Here is a 14,407-nt window from a genome sequence, read left to right as displayed (position 1 = left end):
GGAGCGCGAGGCGAGCGCCGGCAGCGCCACCGGCCGGCCAGCGCCCGGCAACGCCGCCGACCGGCCAACGCCGGCAAACCCACCGACCGGCCAACGCCGGCCCACGAAACGACCGCTCAGACCAGCCCGTGCTCGAAGGCGAAGACCACCAACTGCACGCGGTCGCGCAGCCCGAGCTTGGTGAGGATCCGGCTGATGTGCGTCTTGACGGTCGCCTCCGAGAGGAACTCGCGCGCCGCGATCTCGGCGTTGGACAGGCCCCGCGCGGCCAGGGCGAAGATCTCGCGCTCGCGTTCGGTCAGCTCGAGGTAGACGGGCGGCACGGGCTTCGGCGCGGCATCCGTGAAATGGGCGAAAAGGTCGCGGGTCGCGGATGCCGCGATCACGGCCGACCCCGCGTGCACCGTGCGGATCGCGGCGAGCAGGAACTCGGGCTCGGCGTCCTTCAGGAGGAAGCCGCTGGCACCCTGGCGGATCGCGCGCGCCGCGGCCTCGTCGAGATCGAACGTCGTGAGCATGACGATCCGCGGCGGATCGTCGTCGCGCAGCAGCTCCGCCGTCGCGGCGAGGCCGTCGAGCACGGGCATGCGGATGTCCATGAGCACGACGTCGGGTCGGGCGGCCCGCACGACGCCGAGGGCTTCGCGGCCGTCGGATGCCTCGCCCACGACCTCGAGGTCGGCCTGCGAGTCGACCAGCATCCGGATCCCCGCGCGGAACAGCGCCTGATCGTCGACCAGTGCGACGCGGATCACGCCGGCGTCCCGATCGGCACCTCGGCGCGCACGACGAAGGCGCCTTCCGACGACTCGGCCCAGAGCGATCCGCCGGCGAGCTGGGCGCGCTCGCGCATGCCGATGAGGCCGTGCCCCGCGCCGGGCGCGGCATCCGTCCTCGTGCCGTTGCGCACCGAGAGCTCGACGTGGTCGCCCAGCCAGGCGATCCGCACCCCGACGACCCCGCCGTCGCCGTGGCGGAGCGCGTTGGTGAGCGCCTCCTGCAGGATGCGGTAGACGGCGAGCTGCACCGCGGCGGGTGCGTCGCCGGGAGGCGCCGGATCGACGTCGACACGCAGATCAACCCCTGCCGAGCGCACCTGCGCGTAGAGCTCCTCGAGGTCGGCGAGCGTCGGCTGCGGCCCGTCGCCCTCGCTGTGCCGCAGCTGCGACAGCAGCAGCCGCACGTCCGCGAGCGCTGATCGAGCGGTCGACGAGATCGTGCCGAGCGCCGCCGGTGCGACAGCGGGATCGGATGCCGCGGCATACCGCGCCCCGTCGGCCTGGGCGATCACGACCGCGAGCGAATGGGCGACGACGTCGTGCATGTCGCGCGCGATGCGCACGCGTTCCTGCTCCGCGACCGTCTCCGCCTCGGCACGGCGCTGCGCGTCGCGGTTCTCGCGGGCGCGCAGCGCGGTGCGCACGAGCGCCCCGACGGTCCAGGCGAGAAGCAGGGCGAAGGTCGCCGCGATGAGCACGGCGGCGGCCGTCGTGATCGTCGACCATTGGAGCGGCGCCATCGTGACGGGGCCGGCGAAGAGGTAGAGCGTGATGACGCCGGCCCCGACGATGGCCGACGAGAAGCCCAGCCAGAAGACGAGGCGCGACCCGTAGGCGGCGGTGACGTAGAGCACCGCGAAGATCGCGAGGTCGCTGAAACCCGGGGTGCGCCCGAAGCTCATCTGCACGAAGGCCCCGAGCCACGCGAGCCCCAGCGACAGCGCGGGCGAGAGCCGTCGAACGGCGAGAGCGGCTGCGAAGATCACGGTCACGAGCGCCGTGCCGAGGGCGTTGCTGTCGGTCGCGCGGCCGAGCGCGAGCTCGAGCGGCGCGGCGACCGCGGCGAACAGCCCCGCCACGACGACGTCGACCACGATCTGGTAGGGCAGGAGCGGGCGGAACATCGCCCCTCACGCTACGGGAGGACGGATGCCGCGGCATCCGTCGCCCGATGTATCCCGGTCCTCCGGGAGGAGTACGTCGACCTGCGGCAGGGGTACGTCGACCCTGCGCAGGGGTACGCGGTCCGGGATGCCGTGCCGAGGGGCATCCCGGACCGCGGCCGGCACGTGCGGGGTCGCGGCGGAGCCGCGGCCGTGCCGGGTCGGGGCGCGAGGGCAGTGCCCTCGCGAGGTCAGCGGACGAGCGTCGGAGTCAGGCGACGAGGCTCGGGGCGGGGCTCTCCACCGCCGCAGCCGGCTGCGGCGCGTGCGACCGCGTCAGGACGAGGAGAGTGATCCCGGCGGCCGCTGCGACGACGGCGCCCGCGACGGCGAGCGGCACAGAGGTGGCGGGGTCGGGCTCGAGGCCGAGAACCGGAAGGATCGCCGCGGCGCCCACGAGAAGCGTGCCGGCCGCGGCTCCGATGCGCGGAAGGGCCCCCGCGGCGCTCCGGCGCACCACCTCGATGATCGCGCCGACGAAGGTCACGAGCCCGAGGGCCACGATGAGCGGCGCCCACCAGGCCATCACCACGGGAAGCGATGCCGCCGCGATGAGCACGGCCGACAGTCGGGGCGCCCTGACGCGCAGCACGATCCCGACGACCAGGACGGTGAGGTAGATGAAGCACTGAGCCGCGGCCGCGGGAAGAGGCGCGTACTCGCCGACGAGGTTGTCGATCCCGATCCAGAGGAAGAGCGCGGCGAGCATCGCTGCGCCGACGACCCACCACCAGCGGGCGACGGAGTGTCCGAGAGTGTTCATGGCGGATGCCTTTCGATCGGCCCGCTGACCCCGCATAGCCAGGCGTTGTGTTCGTACCCACAGCAGGTCGTCGGGCATGCCGCCCACGACCCGCCACGCGATCGAGCCCGCGACGGCGAGGGATCGCCGTCCGGCCTGTCGCGCATCGGCCTGCTGCTCCCAGAGGTCGGAGTCGATCTCGGCGCGTCGGCGCTCGGCCGCCTCCGTGCCCACGAATCCGGCGTACCAGCAGACCCATTTCCGGGCGACGGATGCCGCGGCCTGTGCCGCGCGGTCGCCTTCGGTATTGCGGCTCGGGACGATCGTGGCGCTCACAGCGCCTCCCAGGCAGCGCGCCCGACGGGGGCGACCTGGCTCGTCTCGGCCCGGTGCACGGCGAGCGCGAGCTGACCCGCGCCCGTCACGCCGTAGAGACGCCGACGCGGGCGGCCCTCGGCCTCGGCGGCCGCGGCATCCTCCCACTCGCTCTCGAGCAGGCCCGCTTTCTCGAGCCTGCCGAGCGCCTTGTAGAGGGTGCCGTGCGCCGTGAGGGTCGACCCGTCGCCCGCGAGCGTCTTCGCGAGCGCGAACCCGTGGAAGTGGTCGTCGCCCGTGCGCCGCAGGCGCAGCGCCGCGTCGAGGATCTCCACCTCGAGGGGAAGCAGGGTGCCCGCGCGTCGTCTCATGATCGAAAGTATGGGCAGATATCTTCCCATTGTCAATAGGAAGATATGCGGATGCCGCGATCCCTCACGTCTGCGCGCTCGTCGGCGCGTAGACCCGCACGGCGTCCGGCACGACGACGCAGTGCAATCGGTAGCCGGCGGGCGCCTGTTCTTCGAGCTCGCCGTCGTGCACGTACACCGACGGCGCACCGTCCGGCGTGCGCACGGCGACGGTGAACTCCCGCACGACGAGGCGCTCGACATCCGAATCCGGCGGCATGAGCCCGACGGCCCGGAGGATCGCGATCGTCCGGCGACCGAAGGCGAGCGAGGCCACTGCACGCAGCCTCGATCCGCGCGCATGATGGATGCGCACGTCGAGGAGGGGGTCGTGGACCGTCTGCCGCTGCATCATGGCGACGCGGTCCGGCGCGTTGCGGCCGACGCTCACGAAGACCGACCACACCTTGGCGCGACGTCCCTCCTGCGCGATGACGACGGGCACGGCATCCCGCAGCGCGCGCCACGTGGCCGCGACGCCGCCGAGCCACTTGCCCATGCGGTCCATGCGGTCTTCGCGCTCGGCGATGACCTGCGGGTAGGTGCCGACCGAGACGGCGTTGAGCACCGTGACGGGCTCCCCCGCGCCGGTAGAGACCTCGGCGGCGGTGACCGGCATGCCTTCACCGGCGACGAGCGCATCGATGGCCGCATCGACCGTGTCGACGCCGATCGATCGGGCGAAGTGGTTGAAGGTCCCACCGGGGAGCACGAGCAGCGGTAGGCCGTGGCGACGCGCCTGATGCGCCATGCGCGACACGGAGCCATCGCCGCCGAGCACGCCCAGGACGGCGGGCGGGTCGTCACCGGCGACGGCGTCGGAGACGACGTCGGCCAGCGTCTCGTCGTCGCGAAGCTCGTGCACGCGTGCGTCGGGAAGACGCTCGGCGATGATGTCGGACGGATCGCGCCGGATGACATCACGACCGGATTGCGGATTGCGCACGATGAACACTCCGGCTCCCGTCGGTCGCGGTGGCAGGGGCGTCGACGGTTCGGGCATGGGGTGAGGCTATCGATCGCGGGGCGAGGCGTCGTCCTCTTGCGCGGGGACGATCGGCCTGTTCTCGTAGAACGTCTGCAGGACGACGGTCGTGCGCGTGCGCACGGCGGCGGCGAGACGGATGTCGCGGATCAGCGCCTCGAGGTCGCGCGGCGTCGCCACCCGCACGAACAGCATGTAGCTCGCGTCGCCCGCGATGGAGTGGCACGCCTCGATCGCCGTCAGGTGCTCGAGAAGCTCCGGCGCGTTGTCCGGCTGCGCGGGGTCGAGCGGCGTGATCTCGATGAACGCGGCGAGCGGCCGACCGACGGCCTCGGCGTCGAGCACCGCGCGGTAGCCGACGATGACTCCCCTCGCCTCGAGTCGCCGCAGCCGTGCCTGCACGGCCGAGACCGAGAGCCCGACGTTCCGGGAGATGTCGCCGAGGGTCGCCCGGCCGTCGCGCGAGACCTCGCGGATGATGCCGGCGTCGACCGGATCGTCGACGCGGGCGGGCGGCATCGCGTCCAACGGGTCTTCCGTGCTCACGAGGGCGAGGCTATCAGCGCCGAACTCCTTTGCCGGAAGTATTCCTGCGCTAGATCGCCTTTGCCGGAAGGATTCCGTAGAATCGGCGAGTCATCCGTTTCCTGATCTTCGATCGGAGGTTTCCATGTCCATCAGCCACATGCACGAAGGTGCGGTGCAGGCGATCGTCGGCGAGCCCGAGGTCGTGGAGGACGCCCTCCGGCAGACCGCCGGCGCGGCGGGCGTCGAGGCGAGCGCCGCATGGCACCGCCTCAAGGACGCGGCGACGACGCTGCAGACGATGCAGGCGCAGGACGGCTCCGTGCCCGACCCTGCCGATCACGCCGAGGCGCGCGTGTGCGTCGAGGTCATCGTGACGGCCATCCGCGAGCTCGCTCCGCGTTTCCCGCACGACGCCGACTACCTCGCCGCGTCGCGCGACGACTTCGAGCGCTGGGCCGACGGCGGCTTCGGCGTGCCCGACTTCCTCGACTCGCTCGCGGCCTTCCAGCCGCAGCAGCACCGGATCGACGGCATCCGTCACCTCGTCGTGTTCCCCATGTACACGCAGAACGGCTCGTCCAACCGCTTCATCGAAGCGCTGATCGTCGAGGTCATCTGGCCGGAGTTCATCGCACAGCTCGAGGCCGGCGACTACGGCAACAAGCTCTTCGTCTCGCTGCGGCTCGTCGACTTCACGCCGGGGTACGACACGAACTCGGCCGTGCTCTTCCCCGAGACGGTCGCGATGCGCGAGATCCCCGCCTTCACGTGGGGCGCGATCTTCCAGGACCGCGAGGCAGCCCGTTACCGCCGCGTCGTGCGCGCGGCATCCGAGATCACGAAGCTCGAGCTGCCCGCCGAGGCGGCCGCGATGCTCGACGACCAGGCGCTCACCGAGCGCACGTTCGTCATGTGGGACATCATCCACGACCGCACACACATGCGCGGCGACCTGCCGTTCGATCCGTTCATGATCAAGCAGCGGATGCCGTACTTCCTCTACTCGCTGGAGGAGCTGCGGTGCGATCTCACGGCCTTCCGCGAGTGCGTCGCGATCGAGCAGCGCCTGCGCGCGCGGCTCGAGTCGGGCGAGGCGCTCACCGACGCCGAGGGCTCGATGCTCGAGCACGCGAAGCTCGTGCAGTACGCGGTGATCTTCGACCGGATCTTCCGCTTCGCGATCACGGGCTCGCGCGTGCGCAACTACGACGGTCTCGGCGGTCAGCTGCTGTTCGCGTGGCTGCACCAGCGCAACGTGCTGCACTGGACCGACACGTCGCTCGCCTTCGACTGGGACGACGTCCCAGCTGCGGTGATGGCGCTCGGCGATGCGATCGACGAGCTGTACTGGCGCTCGATCGACCGCCCGAAGACCGCGCACTGGCTCGCGGCGTACGACCTCGTGCGCGGCACCCTGACGCCGAACCCCGCGTCGGTCTGGGCGCGAGGGCTCTCGGACGAGGTGCTCGCCGGCGCGCCGAAGGGCTACACCGACGCCGTCCTCGACGACGAGTTTCCGCTGTCGATGTTCTACGAGGCGCTCGAGAAGAAGATGCGTCCCGTCATCGAGTCGACCTCCGGCATCCGCGGCACCGACTGACCTCACGCACGCTCGTCGGGGGCGGCGCGCTTCGCTCCCGACGACGTGAGGTCGACGGATGCCTCTCCCCCGCGCTCCTGCACCGGCGTCGCGATCTCGGCGGATCCGCTGTCTCGGTTCGCCTGCCCCGGCGACGCGATCTCGGCGGATGCCTCTCCCCCGCGCGCCTGCGCCGGTGACGGCATCGCCCCGGCGACTTCGGTCTGGTGCGCGGCGTCGCCGGTCTCGCCCGTCTCGTACTCCCGCGACAGGATGCGGTAGGAGCGCGTCGTGAACGCGAGCGCCGCGATGACGACCATGACGAGGCCCGAGATGAGGAACACGAGCGCGATCCCCCGCGCCTCGCCTTCGCCGAGAAGCCATCCCCACGTCTGCTGGCCCTCTTCGGAGTTCATGTACGGGATGATCCAGAACTGCGCGAGGGGTGCGATGAGGAACGCGGTGATGGGCGCTGCCGCCGCCTCGAACGCCTGCGCGAAGCCGAAGACGCGCCCCTGCGTGGCGTACGGCACGACGCGCTGGATGACGGTCTGCTCCGACGCCTCGACGACCGGGATGAGGCACATGTACAGCCAGATGCCGAGCGCGTAGAGCCACCACCACTCCCGGATCGTGAAGAGACTTCCCAGCAGGCCCATGACGATGACGAAGAACAGCATCGTGCGGATGGGGTTCTTGCCGAGGCCGAACTTCGCGACCAGACCGCCGCCGATGATGAATCCCGTCGCCGTGACGCCGAGCACGACGCCCCACCACTCGACGGGGAACAGCGTGAGCCCGTACGGGTCCATGAGCGCCATGTAGACGCCGCCGATGAGGTTGTTGAGCGTCGAGAAGATGATGAGGGCGAACAGCCCCGAGACCGCTCCGACAGCGCGGATGCTCCCGCGGAGGTCGATGAGAGGCATCCGTTCCCCCGACGCCGCCGGCTGCGCCTCGGGGATGCGGATGAAGAGAAGGTGGACGAGCGCCGCCGCCGTCAGGACCAGCGCGATCGCGAGTGTCCAGCCCATTCCGAGGAGGCCGATGGCGAGGCCGCTGAAGATGCTCGTGACCATGAAGGCCATGCCCTGCACGGTGCCGACGAGACCGTTCGCGTTCGCGTGCCGTTCGACGGGCACGAGCAGCGTCACGGTGGTCGAGAGGGCGATGCTGCGGAGGTTCTCGACGACGGCGCCAGCGAGGATGATCGCCGAGAAGATCCAGAACCAGGGCTGGCCGAGGTCGATGAGCGTGGATTCGCCGAGCGCGAGCCACATGGCGCCCGCGATGAGGAAGGCCGCGAGCGTGACGAAGCCGGAGAGCACCATGACCCGGTGCTTGCGGTGGCGGTCGACGACGGTGCCGAAGAGCATCCCGAAGAGGGCGATGAGCAGCATGTAGACGCCGCCGATCACGCCCGTGGCGAGGACCGATTTCGTCTCGAGGTAGGCCCAGAAGGTGAGGGCGAACCAGAGGAAGCTCGTGGTGATGTTGGCGGCGGCCGTGTTGATCAGGACCTGCACGAAGATGCGCATGCCGCCCGGAGGGGCGAGCACGGTCGTGGGCGAGGCGGCCACGTCACCGTTGTCGGAGGCCATGAAGCGAGGGTAACGGCGGGCTCCGACATCCGGAATGCCGGTGGGAGGATGGGCGCATGACGACGTCGCTGACCGGCCGGACCATTCTGCTCGCGGGCGGCACGAGCGCTGTCGGCGCCGTGGTCGCCCGCACCGCGCTCGACCGCGGGGCGCGCGTCGTGGTCGGGGGGCGCGATCCCGGCAAGCTCGCCGCACTGGCCGGCGAGCTGGATGTCGTCACGATGGTGTGCGACCTCACCGACGAGGCGTCGGTGCGCGCCCTCGCGGACGACCTGCACGCCACGTCGGGACCGGTCGACGGCATCCTGCATCTGGTCGGGGGCTGGCGCGGCGGCGGAGGCCTCGCCGGCCAGACCGATGACGACTTCCGCTTCCTCGAGCACGCGCTCACGGCCCTCCGGCACGTCAGCCGGGCCTTCGACGATGACCTCCGCGTGTCCGTCGCCGGGCGGACGGCGATCGTCTCGTCCACGGCGGTCGCCCGGCCTCTCGCCGGCGGCGCGAACTACGCGGCGGTCAAGGCGGCGAGCGAGGCGTGGGCCCGGGCCGTCGCACAGGGCTTCGCGAAGGCCGCCCGGGATGCCGAGCGGCCGCTGGCCGCGGCATCCGTCGTCTTCCGCGTCAAAGCCCTCGAGGGGTTCGAGCAGACCCTCGCCGAGGCGTTCACGGGCCTGTGGGACGCCGACGCGGCCGAGGTCAACGACACCGTCGTCACCCTGACCGCGCCCTGACTCAGGACGAGCGGCGGCGGGGCTCGGGCTCGGCGGCACTCGCCCTGACTCCGGTGCGCCGGCCGTGCGGCTCTGCACCGTGGCGGCGCCCTGGCCCCGGTGCACCGGCCGTGCGGCTCGGCACCGAGGCGGCGCGCGGGCCCCGGTGCGCCGGCCGTGCGGCTCGGCACCGTGCCCTAACTCAGGACGAGCGGCGGCGGTCGCCGCCGCGACCCGCGGAAATCCGGGGCTCGGATGGTCTTCGGCCGCCGCTCATCCTGAGCTAGGCCCGGGGAGGGGCTCCGACGTGGTCGCGAAACCGGCTCGCCTCGATCAGCACGCAGGGTCAGGCATGGCGGAGCTCACCCGGGCGGTTGCCACTCGACGCTGTGCCGTAACTCAGGACGAGCGGCGGCGGTCGCCGCCGCCACCCGCGGAAATCCGCGCCTCGGGTGACCTTCGACCGCCGCTCGTCCTGAGTTCGGCCCGGGGGAAGGCGCCGATAGTCCTGAGTTCGGCACGTCGGGCCTGGCGGAGCTCACCGGGGCGGTTGCCGCCTGACGCTGTGCCCTAACTCAGGACGAGCGGCGGCGGTCGCCGCCGCGACCCACGGAAATCCGCGCCTCGGATGGCCCTCGGCCGCCGCTCGTCCTGAGTTCGGCCCGGGGGAAGGGCGCCGACCGTTCTGAGTTCGGCCCGGGGGAAGGCGCCGACAGTCCTGAGTTCGGCCCGGCGGAAGGCGCCGCTCGCCCCTGAGTTAGGCCCGGGGAGGCCGCCGACGGCGACATGAAGGCCCCGGCTCGACCCGCCGGGCGCGGGGATCCGAACTAGATTGGTAGATCGTGACCACGATCCATGACCGCACGGTGCGGGGCTTCGCCTCGGACAACTACTCCGGGATCCACCCCGACATCCTCGCCGCCATCGCCGCGGCCAACGAGGGGCACCAGGTCGCCTACGGCGAAGACGTCTACACCGCCCGCCTGCAGGAAGTCATGGCCGAGCACTTCGGAGCGGGGGTCGAGGCCTTCCCCGTGTTCAACGGCACGGGGGCCAACGTGACCGGCCTGCAGTCCATGCTCCCCCGCTGGGGCGCCGTCGTGGCCGCCTCGACCGCGCACATCAACACCGACGAGGGCGGCGCGCCGGAGCGGGTCGCGGGCATCAAGATCCTCGGCGTCCCCACCGACGACGGCAAGCTCACACCGGCCCTCATCGACCGCGAGGCGTGGGGCTGGGGCGACGAGCACCGTGCGCAGCCCCTCGTCGTCTCGATCACGCAGTCCACCGAGCTCGGCACGCTCTACACGCCCGACGCGATCCGGGCGATCGCCGATCACATCCACCCCCTCGGCATGTGGCTCCACCTCGACGGTTCGCGCATCGCCAACGCGGCGGCCGCCCTCGACGTGCCGCTGCGGGCGTTCACCCGCGATGCCGGCGTCGACGTCCTGAGCCTCGGCGGCACGAAGAACGGCGCGATGGTCGGCGAGGCGGTCGTGGTGCTGAATCCGGATGCCTCGACCGGCCTGAAATACCTCCGCAAGCTCAACATGCAGCTGTCGTCCAAGATGCGGTTCGTCTCGGCGCAGCTGGTCGCACTCTTCGAGGGCGATCTGTGGCTGCGCAACGCCCAGCACTCCAACGCGATGGCCGCGCGCCTGCGCGCGGGCGTCGAGGCCGGGCTCGCAGACGGGTCGATCCGCGGCGTCGGCTTCACGCAGCAGACCCAGGTCAACGGCGTCTTCGCGACGCTGCCTCCGGGCGTGGCCGACCGCCTGCGCGAGAGCTTCCGTTTCTACGACTGGGATGCCTCGAAGAACGAGGTCCGCTGGATGTGCAGCTTCGACACCACCGAAGAAGACATCGACGCCTTCATCGCCGCGATCGCGCGGGAGACCTCGGCGTAACCACCGCAAGACGAAGAGGGGCCGAACCGCAGCCGGGGGGCGGGGTTCGGCCCTTCTCGTGAGGGTGGCGGGTCAGCCTCGGTGCTGGTCAGCCTCGGTGCTGGCCGGCCTCGGTCTGGACCTCGGTCTCGCCGTGCTCGGCACCGGCGTCGGCGTCGGTCTCGCCGGCCTCGGCCCGGCCCGCCCCGGTCTCGCCGTGCTCGGCACCGGCGCGACCATCGGCGTCGCCCGCCTCGACCACGACCTCATCCGCATCGTGCTCCTGGGCGTCGAGGTTCTCGGACTCGGGGGCCGCGGCATCCGTCATCGACTCCTCGTCGAGCCCGAGCGCACCCTGGTCCGCGGCCGAAGCCTCAGCCGAAGCCTCAGCCGAAGCCTCAGCGGAAGCCGCAGCCGCGTCGAACGTCTCGGGACGGATGAGCTCGCGCACCTCGGCCATGAAGCTCGTGAGCTGGTGCTGCTGCCACCGCAGCTGGCGCGTGCGGTCTTCGGCGTCGCGCAGCACGCCCTGCGAGTGGCTCGTCACGGTCGCGATGATCTTCTGCGCCTTGTCGCGGGCCCGGTCCAGCGTCTCGCGGGCGCGGATGTGGGCGTCGGCCTCGATCTGCGCGGCCTGCGCGCGCATGAGACGGTCGAAGTCGTCGGCCTTCGCCGCGACGCGCTGAGCGTGCTCGAGCGAGGCGGCGACCTGGTCGTTGGCGTCCTGCGTGATCCGCTCGGCGTGTGCGACGGCCTGGTTGTGCAGCACGAGGAACTCCTGCTGCGCGTCGTCCTGGCGGCGGGTCAGCGACTCCTCGAACTCGAGCGCGCGCATGCGCAGCTCCCGCACCGCCTCCTCGGCCTCCTGGCGCGAGAGCGTCGTCTCGCGCGCGACCATCGAGCGCAGCGACGCGGCGCCCTTCTCGGCCTCGCTGCGGATCGCGGCCGCCTCCTGCTCCGCCTGCGACACCTTCTCGGCGGCGTGGGCTGCCTCGCGCTCGAGGCGCGCCTCGTGCGCCGTCAGCTCGGTGTCGATGCGCAGTCGCGCCTGCTGCGCGTCGTGCTGCGCCTGGCTGAGGATGGCCTCGGCCTCTGCCTGCACGTCCTTGCGGCGAGCGGCGATCTCTTCGCGCGCCGCCTCCAGCAGTCGGTCGCCCTGGATGCTGGCGTTGCGGATGATGAGGCTGGCCTGGTCTTCGGCGACCCGCAGGATCTCCTCGAACTGCGGGCGGCTCGAGTCCCCGCCGGCCCCGCCGCCGCTGCCCATGAGCTCGTCGCTCAGGGCCTGCACCTGCGACTCGGCCGTCGCGGCACGCGCGCTCTGCGCGGTCAGCTCGGTCTGAAGACGCTCGATCTCCTCACGGCTGTGCGCCTCGGCGGCGGCCACCTCCGCCTGCACGCGGTCCTGCACCTTGCCCAGGCGCGCATTGGCGGTGTTGAGCGCCGCCTTGAGGCGATCGATCGTTTCGCGGTCCCGCGCCTCGGCGGCCTGCAGCTTCGCCTCGTACTCCGATTCGATGCGTTCGACGGCCTCCATGCTCTGAGCGCTCGCGGTGTCGCTGACATCGCGGTAGCGCTGCTCGAGCAGTGCGATCTCATCGCTCTCGGCGCGCAGTCGCGCCGTGAGGCGGGCCATGGCGGCGTCGACCTCGTCCTTGTCGTAGCCGCGGAACACCGTCGTGAACGAGAGCCCGGCGGCGGGCGACTCGCCGCCGATCATGAGTTCGTCGAACGGCGACGCGTTCTCCAGGCCGGCGTTCCGGGCAGGGACCTGCTGATCGGACATGAGACTCTCCGCTTCTTCGCTTCGTGAGTTCGGGACTCCGGGCAGCGCAGCGGACAGGCCTCGTCGAGCGATCGCCGATCGGGTTCGGCGGTCACTCTGTGGCGAGGTCGTCGCGCAGACTGCCGCGACATCGATGGGGGTTTCGGCGCGGTGTCGCGCCTCGGGTCGGGGGAATCCTACCTGGCGGAACTGAGCACGCGGAACGCCCTGGGAACGCAGGCGGTACGTCCGTCGCGACGCAGGAAGAACCCCCCTGGGGACGCAGGCGGAAGACGCCGGGGGACGGATGCCGCGCCCCGGCGATCAGCGGGCGGCGGGGCGTCCGAGCAGCACGGTCGAAAGGCTCGGGCGCCAGTGCCGCGAGACGTACTCGACGGCCTCGTCGACCCCCAGGGACCGGGTCGAGTTGCCGACGCGCACCCACAGATCCGTCGAGCTGCCGTCCTTCGCCTGCGTGACGAAGACGGGCTTCGGCGACGGCGAGCACGTCACGGCGCACACCACGACCCCGTTCGGACCGGGCCCGAACGCGATGCGCGGCAGACCGGCGGCGTTGCGGCCCAGGAGGTTGGTCAGCAGATCGCGCAGCCACAGCTCGAACCGGTCGGCGTCGGGCGTGCGGAGAGTCGCGAAGTCGCGGTCCAGACCCACCGCCTCGCCCGCATCGTTCGCGCCGATGACGAGGGTTCCGCCGCTGGAGTTGAGGAACGCCGCGAGGGTCTTCGCGATCGCGAGCTCCATGCGCGGGTCCTTGCGGTCCTCCCGCACGTTCCAGCGCGCCGTCTCCTTGAACTCGACGCGGTCGCTCTCGCCCGCGGCGAGGAGCGCGGGGATGTCGACCTCGGGCTCATCACCGTGGAGCACCGACGAGATGCCCGACACGAGCAGGGAGAGCAGGAGGCTCGCGCCGAAGGCGAGGAGCACCGTGGTCGGCATCCACAGCCGCAGTCCGTAGAAGAACCACCCGGCGATGAGGAGTCCCGCACTCAGGCCCAGGAGCGACACGATCGTGAGCGTCGCGAGGGCGAGCCGGAGGCGCCGGCCGAAGAGCCGTCGCATGAGGAGCGCGATGAGATAGGCGAAGGCGAGGGCCGCCGGCAGCGCGATCGCCAGCTCGACCAGCAGCGGGGACTCGGGCACGACGCGGATCAGCGGAGGGCGCCGACGCTGGCGAGCGCAAGGCGGACCAGCGTGCCGCGTCCGCCTTCCATCTCGGCCGCGAGGGTGTCGGATGCCGCTTCCTCCGGCGACATCCACGTCACCTCGAGCGCATCCTGTCGCGGTTCGCACGTTCCCGTCACCGGCACGACGAACGCCAGCGACACGGCGTGCTGCCGGTCGTCGTGGAACGCGCTCAGGCCCGGGATCGGGAAGTACTCGGCCACGGTGAACGGCACCGGCTGCGGAGGGAGGAGCGGGAAGGCCATCGGCCCGAGGTCGTTCTCGAGGTGGCGGAAGAGGGCGTCGCGGACCGTCTCGCCGTACCGGACGCGGCCCGACACGAGCGTGCGGGTGATCTCGCCCAGGGGCGTCGCCCGCAGCAGGATGCCCACCTGGGTCACGGCGCCCATCCCGTCGGTGCGCACCGGGAGCGCTTCGACGTAGAGGATCGGCAGACGCCGGCGCGCCTCGGCGAGCTCGACGTCGCTGAGCCAGCCGGGATTGCTGGTGCTGCCGGCGTTCGGCGATCCGAACCCGCCGTCGCCGAGCGATCTTCCCGGCCCCCCGAACGACGCGCCGATGCCTTCGAGCGGATCGCGGGGCGCGCCCGTGTCGTCGCTCTCGTCGGGGTCGGGGTCTGGCGTGCGGACCGGCATGCCTCCTGTATACCGCACGGCCTCTCGCGAACACCGGATGAGGCCGCTCCGCCGGGTCGCGGCATCCGTCCCCCTCCCGCGCCGCCGGGACCCGGCATCCGTC

At 71.6% G+C, this 14,407-nt stretch carries 13 protein-coding genes; 3 read left to right on the top strand and 10 right to left on the bottom strand.

The features are described 5' to 3' along the window. Positions 1–116: 116 nt before the first annotated feature. The 6 genes from ACSBPH_RS12620 to ACSBPH_RS12595 all read right to left on the bottom strand — a co-directional run bounded on the left by ACSBPH_RS12620 (position 117) and on the right by ACSBPH_RS12595 (position 4,913). Positions 117–755, bottom strand: coding sequence for a response regulator (locus ACSBPH_RS12620; RefSeq protein ID WP_442574679.1), 639 nt, complete (start codon positions 753–755; stop codon positions 117–119). Then, positions 752–1,903 carry a sensor histidine kinase gene (locus ACSBPH_RS12615; protein ID WP_442574678.1) on the bottom strand — a complete coding sequence of 384 codons (1,152 nt, stop codon included), beginning with the start codon at positions 1,901–1,903 and terminating at the stop codon, positions 752–754. The genes ACSBPH_RS12620 and ACSBPH_RS12615 overlap by 4 nt, the downstream gene beginning before the upstream one ends. 250 nt (positions 1,904–2,153) lie before the next feature. Continuing rightward, the gene (locus ACSBPH_RS12610) at positions 2,154–3,020 is read right to left on the bottom strand and encodes a hypothetical protein (protein WP_442574677.1); all 867 of its coding nucleotides are present in this window, start codon (positions 3,018–3,020) and stop codon (positions 2,154–2,156) included. Beyond that, positions 3,017–3,370 (bottom strand): PadR family transcriptional regulator, encoded by a 354-nt coding sequence (locus tag ACSBPH_RS12605; protein ID WP_442574676.1) that lies wholly within the window; start codon positions 3,368–3,370, stop codon positions 3,017–3,019. Before ACSBPH_RS12605 ends, ACSBPH_RS12610 begins: the two co-directional genes overlap by 4 nt. 64 nt (positions 3,371–3,434) lie before the next feature. Then, a complete protein-coding gene (locus tag ACSBPH_RS12600) occupies positions 3,435–4,412 on the bottom strand; it encodes a diacylglycerol/lipid kinase family protein (RefSeq protein ID WP_442574675.1) in 978 nt (325 codons plus the stop codon). Positions 4,413–4,421: 9 nt separating this feature from the next. Continuing rightward, a complete protein-coding gene (locus ACSBPH_RS12595; protein ID WP_442577305.1) occupies positions 4,422–4,913 on the bottom strand; it encodes an Lrp/AsnC family transcriptional regulator in 492 nt (163 codons plus the stop codon). Between the two features lie 151 nt (positions 4,914–5,064). Here ACSBPH_RS12595 and ACSBPH_RS12590 point away from each other — a divergent pair, with 151 nt between their 5' ends. Continuing rightward, positions 5,065–6,522: a DUF6421 family protein gene (locus ACSBPH_RS12590; protein WP_442574674.1), complete on the top strand. Its 1,458-nt coding sequence runs from the start codon at positions 5,065–5,067 to the stop codon at positions 6,520–6,522. Positions 6,523–6,524: 2 nt separating this feature from the next. Here the strand turns inward: ACSBPH_RS12590 and ACSBPH_RS12585 are convergent, their stop codons facing one another. After that, complete coding sequence (locus ACSBPH_RS12585) at positions 6,525–8,039, bottom strand: MFS transporter (protein ID WP_442577304.1); 1,515 nt, start codon at positions 8,037–8,039, stop codon at positions 6,525–6,527. A gap of 119 nt (positions 8,040–8,158) precedes the next feature. Between ACSBPH_RS12585 and ACSBPH_RS12580 the strand changes: the two genes are divergently transcribed. Then, on the top strand, positions 8,159–8,833 hold the full coding sequence (locus tag ACSBPH_RS12580; RefSeq protein WP_442574673.1) for an SDR family NAD(P)-dependent oxidoreductase: 675 nt from the start codon (positions 8,159–8,161) through the stop codon (positions 8,831–8,833). A gap of 821 nt (positions 8,834–9,654) precedes the next feature. Continuing rightward, the gene (locus ACSBPH_RS12575) at positions 9,655–10,722 is read left to right on the top strand and encodes a threonine aldolase family protein (protein ID WP_442574672.1); all 1,068 of its coding nucleotides are present in this window, start codon (positions 9,655–9,657) and stop codon (positions 10,720–10,722) included. Positions 10,723–10,810: 88 nt separating this feature from the next. Here the strand turns inward: ACSBPH_RS12575 and ACSBPH_RS12570 are convergent, their stop codons facing one another. The 3 genes from ACSBPH_RS12570 to ACSBPH_RS12560 form a co-directional block, all read right to left on the bottom strand. After that, on the bottom strand, positions 10,811–12,487 hold the full coding sequence (locus ACSBPH_RS12570) for a DivIVA domain-containing protein (protein ID WP_442574671.1): 1,677 nt from the start codon (positions 12,485–12,487) through the stop codon (positions 10,811–10,813). Between the two features lie 303 nt (positions 12,488–12,790). After that, a complete protein-coding gene (locus ACSBPH_RS12565) occupies positions 12,791–13,627 on the bottom strand; it encodes an AlbA family DNA-binding domain-containing protein (protein ID WP_442574670.1) in 837 nt (278 codons plus the stop codon). Positions 13,628–13,635: 8 nt separating this feature from the next. After that, positions 13,636–14,304: an NUDIX hydrolase family protein gene (locus tag ACSBPH_RS12560; protein ID WP_442574669.1), complete on the bottom strand. Its 669-nt coding sequence runs from the start codon at positions 14,302–14,304 to the stop codon at positions 13,636–13,638. Positions 14,305–14,407: the final 103 nt, after the last annotated feature.

Source organism: Microbacterium sp. F51-2R, from assembly GCF_052180235.1.
Lineage (GTDB): Bacteria > Actinomycetota > Actinomycetes > Actinomycetales > Microbacteriaceae > Microbacterium.
Note: the sequence above shows the minus strand (reverse complement) of the source record. Positions and strands in the feature narration are given on the sequence as shown.